The organism is Arthrobacter monumenti, assembly GCF_054511255.1.
Genome location: NZ_JBTNCY010000006.1, coordinates 290,886 through 312,158 on the forward strand (window position 1 = coordinate 290,886; position 21,273 = coordinate 312,158).

18 protein-coding genes and 1 pseudogene are annotated in these 21,273 nt (G+C 62.6%); 10 read left to right on the forward strand and 9 right to left on the reverse strand.

Translation table 11 applies throughout. The annotated features are described in order from the left end of the window. Window positions 1–6: 6 nt before the first annotated feature. Window positions 7–1,227: an ROK family protein gene (locus ACX80B_RS11225; protein WP_459296064.1), complete on the reverse strand. Its 1,221-nt coding sequence runs from the start codon at window positions 1,225–1,227 to the stop codon at window positions 7–9. Window positions 1,228–1,431: 204 nt separating this feature from the next. Here ACX80B_RS11225 and ACX80B_RS11230 point away from each other — a divergent pair, with 204 nt between their 5' ends. Genes ACX80B_RS11230 through ACX80B_RS11255 form a run of 6 tightly spaced genes read left to right on the forward strand, consistent with a single transcriptional unit; the run spans window position 1,432 to window position 7,155 of the window. After that, window positions 1,432–2,637, forward strand: coding sequence for an ABC transporter substrate-binding protein (locus tag ACX80B_RS11230; protein ID WP_459296146.1), 1,206 nt, complete (start codon window positions 1,432–1,434; stop codon window positions 2,635–2,637). A gap of 26 nt (window positions 2,638–2,663) precedes the next feature. Beyond that, window positions 2,664–3,644, forward strand: a complete 981-nt coding sequence (locus tag ACX80B_RS11235; protein WP_459296066.1) for a carbohydrate ABC transporter permease — start codon at window positions 2,664–2,666, stop codon at window positions 3,642–3,644. Then, entirely contained in the window at window positions 3,644–4,537 is an 894-nt protein-coding gene (locus ACX80B_RS11240; protein ID WP_459296068.1) for a carbohydrate ABC transporter permease, read from the forward strand. Before ACX80B_RS11235 ends, ACX80B_RS11240 begins: the two co-directional genes overlap by 1 nt. Before the next feature lie 44 nt (window positions 4,538–4,581). After that, the gene (locus tag ACX80B_RS11245) at window positions 4,582–6,264 is read left to right on the forward strand and encodes a glycoside hydrolase family 13 protein (RefSeq protein WP_459296070.1); all 1,683 of its coding nucleotides are present in this window, start codon (window positions 4,582–4,584) and stop codon (window positions 6,262–6,264) included. A gap of 40 nt (window positions 6,265–6,304) precedes the next feature. Continuing rightward, window positions 6,305–6,652 (forward strand): ArsR/SmtB family transcription factor, encoded by a 348-nt coding sequence (locus ACX80B_RS11250; RefSeq protein ID WP_459296072.1) that lies wholly within the window; start codon window positions 6,305–6,307, stop codon window positions 6,650–6,652. Next, entirely contained in the window at window positions 6,649–7,155 is a 507-nt protein-coding gene (locus tag ACX80B_RS11255; protein ID WP_459296074.1) for an SRPBCC family protein, read from the forward strand. The genes ACX80B_RS11250 and ACX80B_RS11255 overlap by 4 nt, the downstream gene beginning before the upstream one ends. A gap of 51 nt (window positions 7,156–7,206) precedes the next feature. Here ACX80B_RS11255 and ACX80B_RS11260 read toward each other — a convergent pair whose 3' ends face one another. Both ACX80B_RS11260 and ACX80B_RS11265 read right to left on the reverse strand, forming a co-directional pair. Further along, window positions 7,207–8,085, reverse strand: coding sequence for a CPBP family intramembrane glutamic endopeptidase (locus ACX80B_RS11260; protein ID WP_459296076.1), 879 nt, complete (start codon window positions 8,083–8,085; stop codon window positions 7,207–7,209). Next, window positions 8,086–10,026 (reverse strand): annotated as a pseudogene (locus ACX80B_RS11265) (acetate--CoA ligase); the annotation flags it as partial. It abuts the gene before it with no gap. Window positions 10,027–10,173: 147 nt separating this feature from the next. Between ACX80B_RS11265 and ACX80B_RS11270 the strand changes: the two are divergent. The 4 genes from ACX80B_RS11270 to ACX80B_RS11285 are packed head-to-tail and all read left to right on the forward strand — an operon-like array spanning window position 10,174 to window position 14,469. Then, window positions 10,174–10,869: a GntR family transcriptional regulator gene (locus ACX80B_RS11270; protein ID WP_459296078.1), complete on the forward strand. Its 696-nt coding sequence runs from the start codon at window positions 10,174–10,176 to the stop codon at window positions 10,867–10,869. After that, a complete protein-coding gene (locus ACX80B_RS11275) occupies window positions 10,862–12,382 on the forward strand; it encodes an MmgE/PrpD family protein (protein ID WP_459296080.1) in 1,521 nt (506 codons plus the stop codon). Before ACX80B_RS11270 ends, ACX80B_RS11275 begins: the two co-directional genes overlap by 8 nt. Before the next feature lie 17 nt (window positions 12,383–12,399). Then, on the forward strand, window positions 12,400–13,305 hold the full coding sequence (prpB, locus tag ACX80B_RS11280; RefSeq protein WP_459296082.1) for a methylisocitrate lyase: 906 nt from the start codon (window positions 12,400–12,402) through the stop codon (window positions 13,303–13,305). Window positions 13,306–13,320: 15 nt separating this feature from the next. Beyond that, window positions 13,321–14,469: a bifunctional 2-methylcitrate synthase/citrate synthase gene (locus ACX80B_RS11285; RefSeq protein WP_459296084.1), complete on the forward strand. Its 1,149-nt coding sequence runs from the start codon at window positions 13,321–13,323 to the stop codon at window positions 14,467–14,469. A gap of 49 nt (window positions 14,470–14,518) precedes the next feature. Here the strand turns inward: ACX80B_RS11285 and ACX80B_RS11290 are convergent, their stop codons facing one another. The 6 genes from ACX80B_RS11290 to ACX80B_RS11315 form a co-directional block, all read right to left on the reverse strand. Continuing rightward, the gene (locus tag ACX80B_RS11290) at window positions 14,519–15,022 is read right to left on the reverse strand and encodes an 8-oxo-dGTP diphosphatase (RefSeq protein ID WP_459296086.1); all 504 of its coding nucleotides are present in this window, start codon (window positions 15,020–15,022) and stop codon (window positions 14,519–14,521) included. A 76-nt stretch (window positions 15,023–15,098) separates the two neighbouring features. Beyond that, complete coding sequence (gene xerD, locus ACX80B_RS11295; protein ID WP_459296088.1) at window positions 15,099–16,079, reverse strand: site-specific tyrosine recombinase XerD; 981 nt, start codon at window positions 16,077–16,079, stop codon at window positions 15,099–15,101. A 3-nt stretch (window positions 16,080–16,082) separates the two neighbouring features. After that, complete coding sequence (locus ACX80B_RS11300) at window positions 16,083–16,799, reverse strand: NUDIX domain-containing protein (protein ID WP_459296148.1); 717 nt, start codon at window positions 16,797–16,799, stop codon at window positions 16,083–16,085. A gap of 6 nt (window positions 16,800–16,805) precedes the next feature. Next, window positions 16,806–18,512 carry a CTP synthase gene (locus ACX80B_RS11305; RefSeq protein ID WP_459296090.1) on the reverse strand — a complete coding sequence of 569 codons (1,707 nt, stop codon included), beginning with the start codon at window positions 18,510–18,512 and terminating at the stop codon, window positions 16,806–16,808. Window positions 18,513–18,562: 50 nt separating this feature from the next. Beyond that, entirely contained in the window at window positions 18,563–20,278 is a 1,716-nt protein-coding gene (recN, locus tag ACX80B_RS11310) for a DNA repair protein RecN (protein WP_459296092.1), read from the reverse strand. Beyond that, window positions 20,271–21,272 (reverse strand): NAD kinase, encoded by a 1,002-nt coding sequence (locus ACX80B_RS11315; protein WP_459296094.1) that lies wholly within the window; start codon window positions 21,270–21,272, stop codon window positions 20,271–20,273. The genes recN and ACX80B_RS11315 overlap by 8 nt, the downstream gene beginning before the upstream one ends. Window position 21,273: the final 1 nt, after the last annotated feature.

Below are 21,273 nucleotides of genomic sequence, written 5' to 3' on the forward strand. Positions count from 1 at the left end.
GGCCCATCATTCCATGGTGTCGTCGAGCACCAGGTCGAGGGCGTGATCGCGCGTGTAGCTAAGCGCCCTCCTGACGGCACCTGCGCTCACCACGCCGCTTCCGAGCGGCGAAGCGACGATCTCGGGTGCTGGCGTGTGGGTAAGTTCGGCGAGCCGTGCCCGGGTACGCTCCAACAGCAGATCAACGGCTTCTGCCACGGCGCCGGCTACGACGATTCTGTCCACATCGAGCAGTCCGGCGAGAACCGCACAGATCCGGGCGAGCCGGTCTGCCATGCGCTCGATCAGCTGGACGGCAAACGGGTCTCCAGCGTCGGCAGCCTGAAAGACGGCGGGTGCGTCCAGGTTATTGAGGGAAACATCGTTTAACACACTGCCCGCCGGCAACGCGCCGGAACCCTTCGCGCTGCGGACCCAGTCACGCAGCAGCAATCCGATTCCGTCGGCCGACCCCACGTTCTCGACCAGGTTCAGGAGCCGCATTTCGCCCGCACCGCCCCTCGTACCGCGGATTAGCTGTCCGTTGACAACATAACCGGCGCCGAACCGTTCACCCGAGAGCAGGGTGATGTAGGACGGGACTCCGGCTCCTGCCCCGATGCTGCCCTCGGCCACCGCGGCAAGGTTGGCGTCATTCTCCACGACTGTGGCCCAGCCGCGGGCAGCGAAGTGCTGGGCAAATCCGGGATTCATGAGGCGCCAGAAAGAGTTTTCGCCTTCAGGGGAGGCACCGTTTTGGTCGGTCGGGGCCGGAACGCCAAGGCTGATGCACAACACCCGCGCGGCGGAGACACCGGCAGCAACCAGCGCGGCATCTACGACGCCGTCGGTTAACGCCACACGGTCGGCCGTTTCTATTGCATCCCCCGGCACATGCTCAGCTGCCTGTCCCAGCTCCATGCCAAAGAGGTCGGCCACGGTCGCCGTTATCCGGTGTGGGCCTGCATCGACCCCCACGACAACGCCCGCATCGCCGCGAAGCGCGTACCGTTTGGCCGGGCGCCCCTTGCGGTACGCCTCCCCCGCTGTCCTGGCATCGGCCAGCTCAGCAAGCCATCCGCTGTCCACAAGGTCGTCGCACAGCGCGATGACGGTGGACCGGGTGAGGCCCGTTTCACTCATCGCATCCGAGGCTGTAAGAGCGGGAACATCCCATGCCAAACGAAGAATCGCGGCGGCGTTGAAGCGACGCTGCGAGAACGATACCGCCACCGGCTGAATCACCATGGGTCTTGACACCTCGCTCTCCACGTTCCAGTATGTCTGTCAGCGAGTTTATTTTGCAACTATATTTAGTCAAACAATCAATTACCGCCAGCCATGCGGCCGGCACAGCATCCGGGAGGCCCCATTGTGACCACTTCGCATCCGACTGTGAGCAGTCCGCTGTCCCGACGCCGTTTCCTCGCAGGGATCAGCGCAGCCGGCGCCATGGCGGCGCTCTCCGGCTGTGGCGGCTCTGCCGGCTCCGCCCGCGCCGAGGTGAGGTTCTACGAGACGAAACCCGAAGCCATCCCCTACTTCACCGGTCTGGCCAAGGATTTCACCTCTTCGCAGGAACGCATCCGCGTCATCCATGACTCATCATCGAACCTCTCAGCCAGCTTCGTCCGCAGCAATCCGCCAGATCTCGGATGCCTCAACTACAACCTCGAAATGGCTCGTTTCATGGAACGCGGAGCATTGTCGGACCTCAGCGACATGCCCGCGGCTGCCCGCATACGTCCCGACGTGCAGCAACTCGTCAACCAGTATGCGACCTACCCGGGACGCACCAGCGTGCTGCCATACTCCATGGCTGCGTCTTCCGTCATTTACAACAAGCAGATCTTTGCCGATCACAACCTCCAAGTTCCGGCCACCTGGAGGGAAATGATCGAGGTGTGCGAGAAGCTCACCGCGGCCGGCCAAACGCCGATCTACAGCACCTTCCGCGATCCATGGACAGTTGCCCAAGGCCTGTTCGACTACACCGTCGGCGGCATGGTCGATGTCGAATCCTTCTATAACCGTATGCACGAACTCGGTACCGAAGTCGGGCCTCACTCGGACGTCTCATTCCAGAAGACTTTCCTTGAGCCAGTCACCCGAATGATGAAACTGGTTGAGTATTCCAACAAGGACGCACCTGCGCGCGGATACGGCGACGGAAACACCGCCATGGCGCAGGGCAAGGCCGCCATGTATATGCAGGGACCCTGGGCCTTCGGCGAGATTGCCAAGGCCGAGACCGATGTGGACCTTGGTACCTTCCCGCTGCCGATGACCGACGATCCGGCCGACCGCAAAGTCCGGGTCAACATTGACCTGTCGCTCTGGATTCCCGAGATGTCCACGGTCAAGAGCGAGGCACGGAAGTTCCTGTCCTTCCTGATGCAGCCGAAAATCCAGAATGCCTACAACAAGGAATTCCTCGCCTTCGGCACGACAAAGGACGCACCGCCAGTCACCGATCCGCGGATCGCGCAGATGCAGGACTATTACGACGACGGGCGCTTCTACATGGGTGCCTCACAGTTCATCCCGCGCACCATCCCGGCAGAAAACTACATTCAGGCCATTGCCAACGGCGCCAGCATTGAAGGCACCTTGCGCAGGCTCGATCAGGACTGGGCGCGGCTCGCGTTCCGCCAGTAAGCCCGGCAGAAAAGAAGGAACAGCACATGTCATCGACGACAACCAGTACCCGGTCCGGGGCAGGCAAATCCGCCACCGGCAGCAATTCCGATTCCACCTCAGGAGGGCCGGGAACCCGGCGCAAGGGTGGGCGCAACGCCGCCGGGCGGCGGTATCGAATCGACCCGGTCTATTATCTCTTCCTGATCCCTACCCTGGTGATTTTCACCCTGGCGATCACATTGCCCGCCGTGATGGGCTTTTTCTACAGCTTCACCGATTCCATCGGTTTCGGCGAATTCGATCTCATCGGATTCACCAATTACATTGCCGCCTTCTCCGACCCGGCCATCCTGGCCTCCTATGGGTTCACCCTCGGATTTTCGCTGGTCACCGTCATCGCAGTCAACGTCATTTCCTTCCTGCTCGCTGTCGGACTGACATCGAAGATCCGGATGAAGGTGGCGCTGCGGGCGGTCTTCGTCATACCGATGGTGATTTCCGGAATCATCATCGCGTACGTCTTCCAGTACCTCTTCTCCAATTCACTGCCCGCCTTTGGCCAAGCCATCGGTTTCGAACCACTGGCGACCAGCATCCTGGCCAACCCGGAGTTGGCATGGCTGTCGATCGTATTTGTCACCGCTTGGCAAGCCATGCCCATGTCCATGCTGATCTACATCGCGGGTCTGCTCGCCGTTCCGGCGGAGGTCTATGAGGCCAGCTCCATCGATGGCGCATCGGGTTGGAAGCAGCTGTGGACGATTACCCTGCCGCTGGTGGCCGGCTACGTGGTGATCAACACGATTATCAGCTTCAAGAACTTCCTCAACGCCTACGACATTATTGTCGGTCTCACCGACGGCGGACCGGGCACCGCCACCCGAAGCATCGCGATGACGATTATCTCCGGCTTTGAAGGCGGCGACTACGCCTACCAAATGGCCAACGCAACTATCTTCTTTATCATCGCCGTGGCGCTTGCACTGCTGCAATTGCGCCTCACCCGCGGAAAGGCGGCCCTCTGATGAGCGAAACAACAACAAAACTTCCTGCCACGCCGCGGAACCCCTCCACCCGCAAGCGCCGCGGAAAGTATGGCCGGGACAAGGCCAACTGGCCCATCACCATCGTGCTGGTGCTCGCGTCATTGACCGTGCTGGTTCCGTTGTACGTCACCGTGTCGATGGCGTTGAAAACCACGCAGCAGGCCGTCAGCGGCAGTGCGTTCAGCCTCCCGTCCCCGCTCACCTTCTCCAGCTTCGCCGAAGCCTGGGCGCTGACGGAATTCCCCCGGGCGTTCACCATCTCGGTGCTGGTAACAGTGGTCACGGTCGCCGGAACCATCTTGCTGGCGTCCCTTGCGTCTTACGCGATTGTGCGTAATTGGGACCGTAAATTGTTCCGGTGGTCGTTCTTCTATCTGTTGGCCACCATGTTCCTCCCGTTCCCGGTGGTGGCGCTGCCGCAAATCAAACTCACCGGCATCGTGGGCCTGGACAACCCGATGGGCGTCGCTCTGCTGCACATCATGTTCCAGCTGTCCTTCAGCATCCTGCTCTATACGGCATTCCTCCGTTCGATCCCTGCCGAACTCGAAGAGAGCGCAAAACTGGATGGAGCCAGCACGTGGCAGACGTTTTGGAAGCTGATCTTCCCGTTGCTGGCTCCAATGAGTGCCACGGTGGGAATCTTCGCCTTCCTCATCTCCTGGAACGATTTCATGATGCCGTCGCTTATCACCTCGGACCCGTCGATGCAGACTCTGCCGGTGCTGCAAAGCATGTTCCAAACCCAGTTCAGCAACAACTACAACGTCGCCTTCGCGTCCTATCTGATGGCCATGGCCCCCGCAATTATCGTCTACCTGTTCACTCAGCGCTGGGTGATGTCCGGGGTAACCCAGGGCGCGATCAAGTAAACCTTTCCCAAACACATCCACACCAAAGGACGGCTTCCGCCAACATGACCAATGCACTCGACACCCGCCCCTTAGCCGAGAACAGTGAAGAATCGGCCCATGCTGATGCCAACTGGTGGCGGCAGGCGGCCGTGTACCAGATCTACCCGCGCAGCTTCGCCGACTCGAACGGCGACGGCATCGGTGACCTTCCCGGCATCACCGACCGCGTGCCCTACCTGAAGGAGCTCGGAATCGACGCGGTGTGGTTGAGCCCGTTCTATCCCTCGGCACTTGCCGACGGCGGGTACGACGTCGACGACTACCGCGACGTCGATCCCCGCCTGGGCAGCCTGGAAGATGCCGACGCGATGATCGCGGCCCTCCATGCCGCCGGCATTAGGCTCATCGTCGACATCGTCCCCAACCACACCTCCGACCGGCACGAGTGGTTCCGTGCGGCGCTGGCGGCCCCCAAAGGATCGCCCGAGCGCGACCGGTATATCTTCCGCGACGGACTCGGCGAAAATGGCGAGCTTCCGCCTGCGGACTGGGAGTCGATTTTCGGCGGCCCCGCGTGGGAGCCGGTCGGCGACGGGCAATGGTATTTGCACTTCTTCGCGAAGGAACAGCCCGACCTGAACTGGCAAAACCCGGAGGTCCGGGCTGACTTCCTGACCACCCTGCGGTTCTGGTCCGATCGCGGCGTGGACGGGTTCCGCGTGGACGTCGCACACGGTTGCGCAAAGCATCTGCCGGAGGTGCTGCCCTCACAGTCCGAGCTCGACACGATGGACAAGGACACCGGCGGTCATCCCCTCTGGGACCGTGACGAGGTCCATGAGATTTATACCGAGTGGCGTGGAGTCTTCAACGAGTACGATCCGCCGCGGACCGCCGTCGCCGAGGCATGGGTTCCAACTCCGCAGCGCCGCCACCGCTACGCCAGTGCCGAAGGGCTCGGGCAGGCCTTCAACTTCGACCTGCTCGAGGCCGACTTCGACGCGGACCAGTTCCGCAGCATCATCACCTCGAACCTGAAGCAGTCGAAGGAAACCGGATCCTCGACGACATGGGTGTTCTCAAACCACGACGTCGTCCGTCACGCGACGCGCTATGGGTTGCCGCCGCGGGGCGAATCGACGACAAAACATGGCGCCGATTGGCTGCTGCTTGGCGGCACCCGGCCACGGCTGGATGTGGAGGGCGGTCTCCGCCGCGCGCGGGCGGCCACACTGCTGATGCTTGGCTTGCCCGGATCGGCATATCTCTACCAAGGCGAGGAACTTGGTCTGAACGAAGTCGCTGACATTCCGGCAAATGAGCGTCAGGACCCAGCGTTCTTCCGCAATCCTGGTAAGGACATCGGGCGGGACGGGTGCCGGGTTCCACTGCCCTGGACCCGCGACGGATCGTCCTTCGGCTTCGGCACCGGCAACGCGCACTTGCCCCAACCGGAATGGTTCGGCGGAAGTTCAGTAGAGGCGCAGCAGGCGGATCCGGCTTCCACCCTTTCGCTCTACCGCGAGGCGCTCGCCCTTCGCGGTCGACTGCAGACTGAGGAGGATCTCGAGTGGGTCGACAGCGACCCGGAGGTGCTGCATTTCCGTCGGCCCAACGGTTGGGTGGCAGTGGCCAACTTCGGAACCAAACCCATTGCGTTGCCGGAAGGCGACCTGCTCATCGCGAGCGGGCCGATTGACGGTGATGTACTACCGGCCGAGACCACGGTCTGGCTGATGCGTTAGCCATTGACATCTTCACGGCTCCGAACTAATCTACAACCATATGGTTGTAGATCAGCTCAGTGCATCCGAAATGGACCGCATATTCCATGCGTTCGCCGATGCGACCCGGCGCGATATCGTCGTCCGGACCATCGACGGTGAACACTCCGTATCGGAGTTGGCTGCGCACTACGACATGAGTTTCGCTGCAGTGCAGAAGCATGTGGCGGTGTTGGAGCGCGCCTCCCTCGTACTGAAGGAGAAACGCGGAAGAGAGCAGATGGTGAGCGTCAATTTCGAGGCGGTACGCAGGGCGCAGCAGCTGCTCGACGAGTACGAAACGATCTGGCGGCAACGCGTCGACCGGATTGCAGACATCCTTGCTGAAGATAAGAAGGCATCATCATGACCGTCATCAATTCACACCGGGACCCCGAAGCACTGAGCTTCACGATCGTCGCCGAGTTCGAGGCAAGCGTCGAACGCGTCTGGCAGATCTGGGAAGATCCGCGCCAGCTGGAGCGTTGGTGGGGGCCACCGACCTGGCCGGCGACGTTCGAGGAGCACGACTTCGTGCCCGGTGGTGCTGCCCATTACTACATGACCGGCCCCGACGGCGGGAAGGCCCGCGGTTGGTGGAAGTTCACCTCCATTCAAGCACCGGAACGTTTGGAGTTCGACGACGGCTTTGCCGATGAGAACTGGGCTCCTGTAACCGATATGGGCACGACCCACGCCGTCGTGACATTCGAGAATCACGACGACGGCCGGACCCGGATGACCACCGTGTCGAGTTTCGAATCCGCCGAACAACTGGAGCAGATGCTTGCCATGGGCATGGAGGAAGGCATGATCGGGGCGATGGGACAGATCGATGGCATCCTCGCCGAAGCCCCGGATGTGTGGCCCTAAGCGGCCGCGGTACCGCCCGGTGGAACCCGACTACGCCGGGCGGAACCCCAACTAATACAGGAAGATGTCCAGCCACGCGCGGTTGTGCGCATGCACCAGAACGAGGAACAGTACGAAGTCGAACAGCAGGTGGACGCAGACGATGTAGGACAGGGACTTGGTGAGCTTGAAGATCCAGCCCTGCACGAGTGCAAACAGGAAGATCATCGCCGGCCCCCAGCTGTGGAATCCCAGCTCGAACAGGAATGAGGTGAATAGAACGGCCTGCAGCAGATTGGCCTGCCAGTCGGGAAAGTGCCTGCGGAGCAGTGCGAAACAGGTACAGATGAAGAACAGTTCATCCCAGATTCCGAGCACGTTCGTGCCCAGGAACAGCCGCAGGATGCCATCCACATCTGAAACGGCAGGCCAGTTCTGGTACACGCCGGTACTCATCATGTACACCGGCAACAACAGGTAACCAATGACCACCACCGCGACGAGATACCACTTCTCGACGGCGGTCCAGGGCTGGCAGGTCCGGATCGGGAAACGGACCGCGTGGTCGCGGTAACCGAAACGCGAAACCCCGTACGGAATGCCGACCGCCAGGACCATTGCCGTTCCCATCACGAACATATGCCCCAGGCTGATGTCCGTCGTGATCGGCACAGCGCTGATAATCGACAACCCCGCGGCGATGAGCAGCAGATCCCGGAACAGGAACCGGTCGATGAAGAATGCAAGCACCACGGCCAGCAGCAGTAACGCATACCCGGTCAGATTCAGTTCGAAGACGAAGAGAATAACTGCGGAGCCGGCGAGCAGGATGGCAGGCAAGAGTCCTGCGGCCGAAGCTCTGCCGTCCGGGGCAGTGGCGCCCGTGGACGGCCCGGACTCCACGGCGGGAGAACCGAATCGCGGATTCCTGGCCAGCCGTTCATGCCTCATTCAATCATTATAAGGCGCATCCTTCCGGGCCGGCTGCAGCGCTACCTTGAGCGCTTCCAGCACTGCCGGGTCCTCGATAGTTGAGGGCACTACGTACTCCTCGCCGTCGGCCATTTGCCGCATCGTTTTGCGCAGTATTTTTCCTGACCGGGTCTTGGGCAGCCCTTCGACCACCTCCGCGGTCTTGAAATCCGCGACCGGACCGATCTGCTGCCGGACAAGGGCCACCAATTCGGTGCGGAGCTGTTCCTGGTCAAGCTCAGCCCCCGTCTTGAGTACGACGTAGGCGACCGGACGCTGTCCCTTGAGCTGATCGGCCAGCCCGATAACAGCGCATTCGGCAACAGCGGGATGGCGTCCGATGACTTGCTCAATGGCTCCCGTGGAGAGCCTGTGACCGGCCACATTAATGATGTCGTCCGTCCGGCCCATGACGAAGATGTACCCATCCTCGTCCCGGTACCCCGAGTCGCCGGTGGCGTAGCAGTCCTCGAACGCGGACCAATACGAGGATCTATAACGTTCGTCGTCCCGCCAGAGTGTCTGCAGGGTACCGGGCGGCAAGGGGTATCCCAGGACAATATTGCCTTCGACGCCGGAGTCAGCCGGGCGTCCGTCCGCGTCCAGGATGTCTACGGCGAATCCCGGCATCGGAACGGTCGGTGAGCCTGACTTAATGGGCAACTGTTCCAGACCCATGGGATTTGCGCAGACAGCCCACCCGGTCTCGGTTTGCCACCAGTGGTCGATAACCGGCACCGGGAGTTTGCCCGAAATCCAGTCAAACGTCTCCGGATCAAGGCGCTCTCCGGCGGCAAAAAGCGCTTTGAGACCCGACACGTCGTATTTAGCCAGTTCTACGGCTTCGGGATCGGCCTTGCGGATGGCCCGGAGCGCCGTCGGAGCCGTAAACAGCACGTCCACCTTGTGCTCCGCCGCGACCCGCCAGAAGGCTCCCGCGTCCGGCGTCCCTACGGGTTTGCCTTCGTAGAGCACTGTGGTGGCTCCGACCAGCAGCGGCCCGTAGACGATGTAGGAATGCCCGACCACCCAGCCGACGTCGGAGGCGGTCCACATCACGTCCCCGGCCTTTATCCCATAGATATTCGCCATCGACCACGCCAGTGCCACAGCGTGGCCGCCGTTGTCGCGCACCACTCCCTTGGGAGTGCCGGTAGTACCTGAGGTGTACAGGATGTAAAGCGGATCCGTCGCCGCCACCGGCACGGCTGCGGCCGGTTCAGCAGCCGCGGTGGCCTCGTCCCACTCCAGCCAGGACCGGCCGGCGGAGTCATCCGACCGGTAATCCTGCACGGACGTGTCAAAGCCGTCCCGGGTCTTGACTATGACGGTGTCGACGTCGTGCTCACTCAACTCCAGCGCCTGGGCAACTGCGGGAAGATATTCCACCCGCCTGTTCACTTCCAACCCGCCCGAGGCGGTCACCACCACCGCCGGTTTGGCATCGGTGATCCGCACCGCCAGTTCTGTAGCGGCGAAGCCGCCAAAGACCACCGAATGGATGGCGCCAAGCCGTGCGGTGGCCAGCATGGCGATCAGCGCTTCGGGGATCATCGGCATGTAGATGACCACCCGGTCTCCCTTGCCAACCCCGGCATCACGGAGCGCGCCGGCAAACTGCTCCACCTCCGAGAGCAGGTCCCGATAGCTGTAGCTCTGCTTGGTATCCAGCATCGCGGAGTCGTAGATCAGTGCTGTGGTTTCCCCGCGGCCGGCAGCCACGTGCCGGTCCAAGGCGTTATAACTGGTGTTCAGCGTGCCGTCCGGAAACCACCGGGCCATTGGTGGAGCGGAAGTATCAACGCCTTGCTTCGGCGTCACCTCCCAGTCCACGGCTTCGGCAGCGTCCAGCCAGAAGGCACCGGGGTCGCGCAGACTTTGCTCGTAGCGTTCTTGGTATGTCGACTGGCTCATTCGCCGCTCTCTATCGAAGGGGGCTGGTGATGACCGTTATCCTAGTCACATCCGGTCGACCCGCACAAGGGGTGTGTATACGTAAAACCATTTTTTGCAAGAATTCACCGCCTTGCCGTGCCACTTTGCTGTATCTGTGTATACACTGGTGCGGTGAGTAATGGACAAACCCCAGCACCGGCGCGCGCCGGCGAAAGGGCGTACCAGGCCCTGCGGGCGGACATTATCGAATGGCGCTTGCCGCCGGGATCCATGCTGGCGGAGGTGGAGCAATCCCGCCGGCTCGGTGTCTCCCGTACTCCCCTGCGTGAGGCTCTGGCCCGGCTGACTGCCGAAGGCCTTGCCGCGCCGCAGGGCGGGCGTGGAATCGTGGTCACGGACATTTCGCTTGACCATATCCACGAGCTGTTCGAGGTCCGTGAGGCGCTCGACTGCCAGGCTGCGGCGCTGGCCGCTGGGCGGCGTAAAGACGGCGTGTTCGAAGAATTGCGGATCGAGCTCGCCGGAGCGGACGCCCTGCTCGACGGCGGTGACCCGTCCCGCCGTCGTTATTTTGACTTGGTATCCCGGATGGATGCGGCCATAGACGAAGCTGCCGCCAACCAATATCTGCTGCAGGCTCAGCGGAATCTGCGCACGCATCTGGTCCGCGTCCGGCGGCTGGCGAGCGATAACCCCGAACGGCTGCTGGCGGCCGCGTCCGAACACGCCCTGATTGCCAAGGCCATCGAGTCCCGGGACGCACCGCTGGCTATAGCCGCCACCAGAGTCCATCTGAACAGCAGTCTTGAACATGTACTTTCCGCCGACGAACCAGGCACCATCAGAGAGGAACCAATTCATGGTTAAGGAACACTCCGTACGGGTCTACCGCAGTGAGGAAAACCTCGCCCGCGAGGACCAACTGGCATACAAGATCGCCCAGGTCGCAGCAGATCCGGTGGAGGTGGCCGACGATGTCACCGACATGGTGATCAACCGGATCATCGATAACGCGGCAGTAGCCGTCGCCTCGCTGACACGCGGACCCATCATCGCCGCCCGCTCGCAGGCTATGGCGCATCAGGTCTCGGCCAACGGCCGCGGCGGAACGATTTTCGGCATCGCGGACCGCAGCTCCCCGGAATGGGCCGCATGGGCCAATGGCGTGGCCGTGCGCGAGCTGGACTACCACGACACCTTCCTCTCCGCTGAGTACTCGCATCCGGGAGACAACATCCCGCCGGTGCTCGCCGTCGGCCAGCATCTGGGTTGCTCCGGGCAGGAACTCATCCGCGGTATCGCCACCGGCTACGAAATCCAGGTCGATCTGGTCAAGGCGATCAGCCTGCACAAACACAAGATCGACCACGTCGCCCACCTCGGCCCGTCCGCGGCTGCCGGCATCGGCACCATGCTGGGTCTCGACGTCGAAACCATCTTCCAGGCGGTGGGACAGGCGCTGCATACGACGACGGCGACCCGGCAGTCCCGCAAGGGCGAGATTTCCACCTGGAAGGCACATGCTCCCGCCTTCGCCGCCAAAATGGCCGTCGAGGCGGTTGACCGGGCGATGCGCGGACAGACCTCGCCGGTGCCGATCTACGAAGGCGAAGACGGCGTGATCGCCTGGATGCTGGACGGGCCGGATGCCTCCTATCAGGTTCCGCTGCCCGAGACTGGTGAAGCCAAGCGCGCTATCCTCGATACCTACACCAAGGAGCACTCGGCCGAATACCAGGCCCAGGCGTGGATCGACCTGGCACGGAAGCTGCATACCGAACATCCGGAACTTTCCGATCCGGCAAACGTTGCCTCGGTGGTGCTGCACACCTCGCACCACACCCACTATGTGATCGGCTCCGGGGCGAACGACCCGCAGAAGTACGATCCGAAGGCGTCGCGGGAGACCCTGGACCACTCCATTCCCTACATCTTCACCGTGGCGCTGCAGGACGGCCGCTGGCACCACGTCGATTCCTACGCCCCGGAGCGCGCCGGACGGGAAGACACCGTGGCACTGTGGAACAAGGTCACGACGGCCGAAGATGCCGAATGGACCCGCCGGTACCACTCCCTCGACCCGCAGGAGAAGGCCTTCGGCGGACGGGTGGAAATCACGATGGCGGACGGCACCACCATCACGGATGAGATCGCCGTCGCCGATGCCCACCCGCTGGGTGCCCGCCCGTTTGCCCGGGAGCAGTACATCAACAAGTTCCGTTCCCTTGCCGACGGCGTCATCGACCCGGCTGAAATCGACCGGTTCCTGGACACCGTCCAGCGGCTGCCCGAATTGGCCGCCGGCGAACTCGACGGGCTCAACATCATCGCCTCCGACGGCGTCATCGACACCGCCAGCGCCCCCACGGGTTTGTTTTAACGAAAGGATTTACTGCCATGCTGTATTCGAAAACCACTCCCGAGCAGAAGCGGACCTACTTCCGCCAGGCGCTCGCCTCCGGCAAACTGCTGAAATTCCCCGGCGCCTTCAATCCCCTGTCGGCCAGCCTGATCCAGGACAAGGGGTTCGACGGCGTCTACATCTCCGGCGCGGTGCTTTCCGCTGATCTGGGGTTGCCGGACATCGGGCTGACGACGTTGACCGAGGTTGCCACCCGGGCCAAGCAGATTGCCCGGATGACTGATCTTCCCGCCATCGTCGATGCCGACACCGGCTTTGGCGAACCGCTGAACCTGGCCCGGACCATCCAGGAGTTCGAGGACGCCGGACTTGCCGGCTGCCACATCGAAGACCAGGTCAATCCCAAGCGCTGCGGGCACCTCGATGGCAAGGCCGTCGTCGATCTGGAAACCGCCGTCAAGCGGATCCGGGCGGCCGCGGATGCCCGGCGCGACCCGAACTTCCTGATCATGGCCCGCACGGACGTCCGCGCAGTCGAAGACATGGACACCACAATCGACCGGATCAAAGCCCTGGTCGACGCCGGCGCGGACGCCATCTTCCCGGAGGCCCTGCGCGACTTGAGCGAGTTCGAAGCGGTCCGCAACGCCGTCGACGTTCCGATACTGGCCAACATGACCGAATTTGGCAAGAGTAAGCTGTTCACCCAGTCGGAACTTGAAGGTATTGGTATCAACATGGTGATTTATCCAGTCACCCTGTTGCGCATTGCCATGGGAGCGGTGGAAGCTGGACTCGAGCAGATCACCGCGGAAGGCACCCAGGAGGGCATTGTCGATACGATGCAGACAAGGTCCCGTCTGTACGAGCTGGTCGACTATGAGTCCTACAACCAGTTCGACGCGGGAGTCTTCAACTTCCAGGTCCCGGGCAGGAACTAACGCAAGGAGTCGTAAATGAACACGGAAGAACCAGAGATCCGCAAGGGCCTCAATGGTGTCGTCGTCGATACCACCAAGGTGTCAAAGGTGAACCCGGAGACAAACTCCTTGCTCTACCGCGGCTATCCGGTGCAGGAGCTGGCCGAAAAGTGCAGCTTCGAGGAGGTCGCGTACCTGCTGTGGAATGGCGAGCTGCCCACCGACGAGCAGAACGAGGAGTTCTGCAAGACGGAACGTTCCCAGCGTGCACTGGAACCGAACGTAAAGAAGCTGATCGACCTGCTGCCGACGTCGTCGCACCCGATGGATGTGTGCCGGACAGCGGCATCAGCCATGGGCGCCAGCCACCCGAAGGCGGAAGATTCCTCCCGGGAGGCAAACCTCGCCAAGTCCATCAGTCTCTTTGCCGCCTTCCCCGCCGTCGTGGCTTATGACCAACGACGGCGGCGCGGCCAGGACGTCGTCGAGCCGCGGGAGGATCTGGACTATTCCGCGAACTTCCTCTACATGACGTTCGGCGAGGAGCAGCCCCCGGACGTTGTCGAGGCGTTCAAGGTTTCCATGGTGCTCTATGCGGAACATTCCTTCAATGCGTCAACATTCACCGGCCGGGTCATCACCTCGACCCTGGCTGATCTGCACTCGGCCGTTACCGGTGCAATCGGGGCTCTGAAGGGACCGCTGCACGGTGGTGCGAACGAGGCTGTGATGGACACTTTCGAGGAAATCGGCATTCGGAAAGACGAGTCCAAGGAAGAGGCGGCCGCCCGGGCCAAGGCGTGGATGGACGATGCACTGGCCCAGAAGAAGAAGGTCATGGGATTCGGGCACCGGGTCTACAAGCACGGCGACTCACGCGTACCGACGATGAAGGCCGCCCTCGATGCCATGGTCAAGCACTACGAACGGGACGAGATTCTCGGTCTGTACGACGGGCTGCAAACAGCGATGCAGGAGGCGAAGGACATCAAGCCGAACCTCGACTACCCGACCGGCCCCGCGTTCCATCTGATGGGCTTCGACACCCCCACCTTCACACCGCTGTTCGTCGCCAGCCGCATTACCGGCTGGACGGCGCACATTATGGAGCAGGCTGAAGATAATGCCCTGATCCGGCCGTTGAGCGCCTACAGCGGCCCGGACGAGCGCCACGTCGACAAGTAACCGTCCTGCAGAACCCGGCGGCAGCCCAGACTGCCGCCGGGTTCTGCCGTTAATCCTCCGCGAGCGCTGCCAGCTCCTCCAGGTAGGCGTCCGCAACCGACTCGTTGTCCGGGTTCAGGGTGACCCGGACGGCGAGACGGCGGCCGGTGAGCATCGGCGGCAGCCAGTGTTCGGCGTCCTGCCACATATCGGACACCGGAAGTGCATCAAGGTCGAACCAGCCCGGCACGATTTCGTCGGTTTCCACCGGCTCGCCTTCGAACTGGTCCGCGGTGAAAATCCGGGTACTCATGTTCCAGTCCGGGCGGGCCGGGAAGACAAACTCCACGCTGCCGACGTCGTTAAGGTCCCCCGGCCGGACCAACACTGAAGACTCTTCCGCGACCTCGCGGCAGGCAGCATCCTGTACCGACTCGCCGGCCTCCACATGACCGCCGAGGCCCACCATCTTGCCCGTCCCGAACCCGGTTTTCTTCCGGCCCATCAACACTTGACGTTGACCTCCTGCACTGGTGCGCAGCAGGAAACACAGGGCGATCGGCGCGGATTTCATATCCTGAGCATAATCGTTGCCAGGCCGGGGCCGGTGAGAGAGCGTCGGGGTGCCGCTACGTGCCCGCTACGTGCCGCTACAGGGCCCGGGGGTGCGCGGCGGCATAGACCTCGCGGAGGGTGTCGGCTGTGACGAGAGTGTAAACTTGCGTGGTCGTGACAGAGGCATGGCCGAGCAGCTCCTGCACCACCCGCACATCCGCACCGCCTTCAAGCAGGTGGGTGGCGAACGAATGCCGCAACGTATGCGGGGAAACGTCCTTGCCGATGTTGGCTTTTTCCGCTGCAGTCTTGAGGATCGTCCAGGCGCTTTGCCTGCTGATCTGCCCGCCGCGCGCATTCAGGAACAGGGCCGGCGTTCCCTTACCCTTGGCCGCGAGCATAGGGCGGCCGCGGACCAGATAGGCTTCGATCGCTTTTGCTGCATAGGAACCCAGCGGCACCAACCGCTCCTTGGATCCCTTGCCAAATAGACGTACGACGGCGGGTCCGTCCATCTCCGGCTCGACAGAGACGTCGTCCACATCGAGTCCCACAGCTTCGCTGATGCGGGCACCCGTGGCATAGAGGAATTCGAGCAGCGCCCGGTCACGCAACCCAGTCGGGGTGTCTGTCCCCGCGGCCTCGAGGATCCTGGTGACCTCCGCGACGGAAATGGCTTTCGGCAGTCGTTTCCCCGCCATGGGCGGATGCACATCGCTGGCCGGATCGGTCGCGGTATGGCCTTCCAGAGCCCAGAATTTGTGAAGACCACGTACTGCGACGATGTTGCGTGCGGCAGAGCGGATGCTGAGTGCCGCACCGCCATCGCTTCCCTCCACGATCGACTGGGCGTAGCCGCTTACATCCTTGCGGGAGATGGTTTCAACTGTCTCAATGGAGAGTGAGTGCAGGTACCGTACATACCGCAGCAGGTCCCGGCGGTACGCGGAGAGAGTATTTTCGGCCAGGCCCCGTTCGACCGCCATGTGCTGCAGGTACTCCCCTACGGCGCGTCCAATGCCGGATGAACGCAGCTCATCCGAAGCCGATGAAGGTTGGCCCGTCGCCGTGGACATGGCTCAGTCCTGGTCCACCGGAGGGACTGACGCCGAACCTTCGTCGCCGCTGTTGGACCAGAGGTGGCGCTGTGTAGGATGGGCAGCCCACGGCGCATCGGCAGGCCTCAGGTTTTCGTAGTTCCTCATCCGGGCGGCCGCAGCGGCGAGGATACCGGTTACGGCAGAGGGATTATGCAGCCGTCCTTCCAGCACGGCGTCCACGGCTTCCTCCAAAGGCAGCCAGGCGAGCTCGATTTCGGCTTCCTCGTCAGTCCGCTCATGCAGCTGATGCTGAGGGACTTCGCCAATTCCGCGGGCCAAGTAAATCCGGATAGCCTCGCTGGAGGACCCGGGTGAATTGAAGAAATCGGTCAACACATGCCAGGTTTCCGCGGTGAGGTCTGCTTCTTCTGCCAGTTCCCGCGCTGCGGCCAACTGGAAGTCCTCGCCCTCGACGTCGAGCAGTCCGGCCGGGACTTCCCACAGGTTCATGCCCGTCGGCTGACGGTACTGATTGATCAACAGCACCTCGCCGTCGTCGTTCATCACCAGCACTGCCACCGCACCAGGGTGGTCGATGTAGTCACGGACCAGCGGATCGCCGTCATCGGTGAGCTGGAACCGGTCCTGCACAACGTTCCAGATCCGGCCCTGGTACACAACCTCGGAATCGAGCTTTCCCCGGGGGTTGTAACGGTCCGAAAGATGCTCCTGCGGCTCTCCCGCCGTGTGGTCCATCACCGGTTAAACCTCAACCAGTCGCCCGGACCGCTGGCGCTCGAGCGCGGCCTCGACCAGTCCGGCGAACAACGGATGCGCCCGGGTCGGCCTGGAACTGAGTTCCGGATGTGCCTGGGTGGAAACGTAATAAGGATGAACTTCGCGCGGCAGCTCGACGAACTCGACCAGGGTTCCGTCCGGTGACGTCCCGGAGAAAACGAGGCCGGCAGCTTCCAGTTGTCCGCGGTACTCGTTGCTGACTTCGTAGCGGTGCCGGTGGCGTTCGGTGACCGTCGTGGTGCCGTAGGTTTCGGCGATGACCGAGCCCTCTGTCAGCTTTGCTTCGTAGAGGCCAAGCCGCATGGTTCCGCCCATGTCACCTTCACCGGCGACGATGTCGAGTTGTTCCGCCATCGTTGCGATCACCGGGTACTCGGTCTCCGGATCGAATTCGCTGGAGGAGGCTCCCACCATACCGGCAACGTTGCGGGCATACTCGATAACCATGCACTGCAGGCCGAGGCAAAGGCCGAGCACCGGCAGCTCGTTTTCGCGCGCGAATTTCAGCGCCCCGAGCTTGCCTTCAAGACCCCTGATCCCGAAACCGCCCGGAACACAAACTGCGTCCACGCCGTCGAGCGCTTTGGCGGCGCCTTCCTGCGTTGCACATTCATCGGAGGGCACCCAGCGGATGTTGACCTTGGCATTCCTGTCGAAACCGCCGGCACGCAATGCTTCGGTCACCGAGAGGTACGCATCCGGCAGGTCGATGTACTTGCCCACCAGCGCGATCTCGACCTGATGCGCCGGATGATGGACGGCTTCGAGCAGCTTGTCCCATTTGGACCAGTTCACGTCCTGGAACGGCAGATCGAGGGCGCGGATGATGTAGGCGTCCAGCATCTGGCCGTGCAGCTTCTTGGGAATGTCGTAGATGCTCGGCGCGTCTTCGGCGTTGACCACTGCATCCGAGTCGACGTCGCACATCCGGCCGATCTTTTCCCGCATGGCGTCCGGCACCGGGCGGTCCGAGCGGACCACAATTGCGTCGGGCTGGATGCCGATTGAACGCAAAGTCGCCACCGAATGCTGCGTGGGTTTGGTCTTCAGTTCGGCCGAGGGACCGATGTAAGGGACCAGCGATACGTGCAGGAAGAAGACGTTTCCGCGGCCGATGTCCTGGCGCACCTGGCGGGCGGATTCAAGGAACGGCTGTGATTCGATATCGCCGACGGTGCCGCCGATTTCGGTGATAATGACGTCCGGCGGGTTGTCGCCCTGGGCCGGCAACCGCATCCGGTTCTTGATTTCATCCGTAATGTGCGGAATGACCTGTACCGTATCGCCGAGGTACTCACCGCGGCGCTCCTTGGCGATCACCGTCGAGTAGATCTGACCGGTCGTCACATTGGCGGAGCCATCCAGATTTTCATCAAGGAACCGCTCATAGTGGCCGATGTCCAGATCGGTTTCCGTGCCGTCATTGGTGACGAAGACTTCGCCGTGCTGGAAGGGGTTCATCGTGCCGGGGTCCACGTTCAGGTACGGGTCCAGCTTCTGCATGGTCACTGCCAGGCCGCGCGCCTTGAGCAGCTGACCCAGGCTGGAAGCCGTCAGCCCCTTCCCGAGAGAAGACGCCACGCCACCGGTGACGAAGATGTGTTTGGTCGTACTTGACGACTTAAGGAACCGGGAATTTGTTTGCTGCACCACGGAGTTTGAGCCTATCACCTTTGCAATTGATCGCTTGGATTAAGTAAGCAGGAACTCAACTTGGGCGCTCAGCCCGTTCGGGCATCCTGCAGCAGTTCCTGGGCGTGGGCCTGCGCGGAACTTGAGTCCTCCTGGCCGGCCAGCATCCGCGCCAGTTCCTTCACCCGCTCCGCGTCATCGAGACGGCGGACATCACTGGCCGTGACTCCCCCGGGCCCGCTGGTGTCCGAAGTCTTGATCACCGTGATGTGCTGATCGGCGAAGGCAGCGACCTGCGGCAGGTGGGTCACCACCAGGACCTGTACATGTTTGGCGAGCATCGCCAGGCGCCGGCCAATTTCGACGGCGGCCCGGCCCCCGACGCCGGCATCCACCTCATCGAAGACGAATGTTGGCACCGGGTCGACTTCGGCCAGCACAACTTCGATAGCGAGCATCACACGGGATAGCTCACCGCCCGAAGCGCCTTTCCCGAGCGGGCGGGCGGGCGCCCCGGCATGCGGCTGCAGCAGAAGTTCGACGACGTCGGCTCCGTGCGGTCCCAGCTGGCCGGCGTCCTCGATCCTGACCTCAAGAGCGGCGTCCGGCATGGCCAATGCCGAGAGTTCGGTACTGACCCGTTCCGACAGTTTCCTGCCGGCAGCCGTGCGCAGCGCAGTCAGCTCCGCAGCCATCTTCACCAATGTCTGCTCAAGTTCGACCACTTCAGCATCCAGAGCTTCGATCCGGCTGGAATCGTCTGTCAGTTCGTCCAGCCGGGCACGACTGGTTTCGGCCCACTCGAGGACCTCGTCGATGGTGGGGGCATACTTGCGGATCAGGTTTCCCAGCTTTGCCCGCCGCTCCTCGACCTCCGCCAGCCGGTCGGAATCTTCCCCGTCCAGCGAGGCTGCATAGCTGGAGAGTTCACCGGCCACGTCGGTGATGATGTAGCCGACCTCCGCCAGCCTTTCAGCGGCGCTCCGCAACGACTCGTCGTGCTCGGCGACCTGTTCGAGGGTTCGTTTTGCGGCATCCACCAGGGTGCCAGCATCGGGCGTATCGATGTCGGCGTCAGCCGCCAGGGACTGGCCGGCGACATTGGCGGCAGTGCGCAGTTCCTCCATATTGGTCAGCTTGATCGACTCGGACTTAAGCGCTTGGTCCTCGCCGGGCTGCGGATCGATACCGTCGATCTCTTCCAGTGCGGACTGAAGCGACTCGGCCTCACGGATCCTTTCCCTGGACGCTGAGCGAAGCTCTTCAACTTCCGTGGCGGCTGCCCGCCAGCGGCTGTATTTCGCCGCGTACTCTTCCTGCAGCTGCACCAGTTCCTCACCGGCAAATTTGTCGAGAGCTTCCCGCTGCGCGGCCGAACTCCGCAGCCGGAGCTGGTCCGATTGCCCGTGGACTGCAACCAGGTCTGCGCCAATTCTGCCCAAAACGCCAACCGGCGCGGACCGGCCGCCCACATGTGCCCTGCTTCGCCCGTCGGCACCAACGGTACGGGCCAGCAGCAGCTCAGCGCCGTCGTCGTACTCTTCAACTTCACCGCCCGCCTCTACGGCAGCCAGCGCAGCTGAGCTCTGCGGCGAAACCCGCACCACTGCTTCGGCCAGTGCCGACTTTGCCCCGGTGCGCACGGCTCCGGCGTCGGACCGTGCACCCAGCAGCAGTCCAAGGGCCGTGACAACCATTGTCTTACCCGCGCCGGTTTCGCCCGTGACGACGCTAAGACCCGGCCCGAGCGTCAGTGTGGCCTCACTGATGACGCCGAGGTCGCGGATGTGTATTTGTTCAATCATTTCTGAAGGTCCCGCTCAGATTGTGGTGCGGGTCGACGGTCACGACAGATTCGATTGTCGGTGCGTCCGCGGCCTCGGCCGACAGCTCGTGGACCGTTGGACCACGCCATCCGGTGGTTGGAAGTTCAAATTTGCGGACCAGCCGCTCGGAGAACGGCGCTTGGCGGGTGCGGGCAAGCCGCACCGGCGTATTCGACCGGCGCACCTCAACCCGGGCGCCGGGTGGCAACTCCACAGTCCTCCGTCCGTCGCACCAGAGCACGCCATATGCGTCGGTCCGGTTGAGGATTTCAACGGCCAATTGCGATTTGGGCGAGACCACCAGAGGCTTGGCGAACAAGGCGTGCGCACTGATCGGCACCATCAGCAGCGCCTCGACCTCCGGCCAGACCACAGGGCCGCCGGCCGAAAAGGCGTAGGCCGTGGAACCGGTCGGTGTCGCCATGACGACGCCGTCGCAGCCGAAGGAGCTCAGCGGACGCTCGTCGACCTCGATCACCACCTCAAGCATGCGCTCACGGCTGGCCTTTTCCACTGCGGCTTCATTCAACGCCCAGGTATGAGCCAGCTTGTCCTGACCGACCCACACCGAAACATCAATGGCCATCCGTTCTTCCACGGTGTAGGCGCGTTCGACAACCCACTGCACCGTTTGCGCCAGATCCGCCCGCTCGCTCTCGGCGAGGAACCCGACATGGCCGAGATTGACCCCCAGCAGCGGCACGTCGGAACCGCGGACCAATTCAGAGGCGCGCAGGATCGTTCCATCTCCACCGAGCACCATGACCAGATCGACGTCGGCCAGTTTCACTTCTTCATCCAGGATTTCGGTGGGGGCAGTCCCCGTTCCATACGCCGCCTGGATGTCCATCAGTTCGGGGCGCGTCATGACCGGGACGAGTCCGGAGTCATGCAGTTGAGTGCACGCCTGCTGGGCCGCGCTCATCGCATCCTCGCGGCCAGTGTGCGCCAGGACCAGAATCCTCCGGCTCATC

Excerpts from the sequence above, each read along its gene's own strand:
- ACX80B_RS11225 (WP_459296064.1), bottom strand. The coding sequence starts at position 1,227 with ATGGTGATTCAGCCGGTGGCGGTATCGTTCTCGCAGCGTCGCTTCAAC.
- ACX80B_RS11230 (WP_459296146.1), top strand. The coding sequence starts at position 1,432 with ATGGCGGCGCTCTCCGGCTGTGGCGGCTCTGCCGGCTCCGCCCGCGCC.
- ACX80B_RS11235 (WP_459296066.1), top strand. The coding sequence starts at position 2,664 with ATGTCATCGACGACAACCAGTACCCGGTCCGGGGCAGGCAAATCCGCC.
- ACX80B_RS11240 (WP_459296068.1), top strand. The coding sequence starts at position 3,644 with ATGAGCGAAACAACAACAAAACTTCCTGCCACGCCGCGGAACCCCTCC.
- ACX80B_RS11245 (WP_459296070.1), top strand. The coding sequence starts at position 4,582 with ATGACCAATGCACTCGACACCCGCCCCTTAGCCGAGAACAGTGAAGAA.
- ACX80B_RS11250 (WP_459296072.1), top strand. The coding sequence starts at position 6,305 with ATGGTTGTAGATCAGCTCAGTGCATCCGAAATGGACCGCATATTCCAT.
- ACX80B_RS11255 (WP_459296074.1), top strand. The coding sequence starts at position 6,649 with ATGACCGTCATCAATTCACACCGGGACCCCGAAGCACTGAGCTTCACG.
- ACX80B_RS11260 (WP_459296076.1), bottom strand. The coding sequence starts at position 8,085 with ATGAGGCATGAACGGCTGGCCAGGAATCCGCGATTCGGTTCTCCCGCC.
- ACX80B_RS11275 (WP_459296080.1), top strand. The coding sequence starts at position 10,862 with ATGGTTAAGGAACACTCCGTACGGGTCTACCGCAGTGAGGAAAACCTC.
- prpB (WP_459296082.1), top strand. The coding sequence starts at position 12,400 with ATGCTGTATTCGAAAACCACTCCCGAGCAGAAGCGGACCTACTTCCGC.
- ACX80B_RS11285 (WP_459296084.1), top strand. The coding sequence starts at position 13,321 with ATGAACACGGAAGAACCAGAGATCCGCAAGGGCCTCAATGGTGTCGTC.
- ACX80B_RS11290 (WP_459296086.1), bottom strand. The coding sequence starts at position 15,022 with ATGAAATCCGCGCCGATCGCCCTGTGTTTCCTGCTGCGCACCAGTGCA.
- xerD (WP_459296088.1), bottom strand. The coding sequence starts at position 16,079 with ATGTCCACGGCGACGGGCCAACCTTCATCGGCTTCGGATGAGCTGCGT.
- ACX80B_RS11300 (WP_459296148.1), bottom strand. The coding sequence starts at position 16,799 with ATGGACCACACGGCGGGAGAGCCGCAGGAGCATCTTTCGGACCGTTAC.
- recN (WP_459296092.1), bottom strand. The coding sequence starts at position 20,278 with ATGATTGAACAAATACACATCCGCGACCTCGGCGTCATCAGTGAGGCC.
- ACX80B_RS11315 (WP_459296094.1), bottom strand. The coding sequence starts at position 21,272 with ATGAGCCGGAGGATTCTGGTCCTGGCGCACACTGGCCGCGAGGATGCG.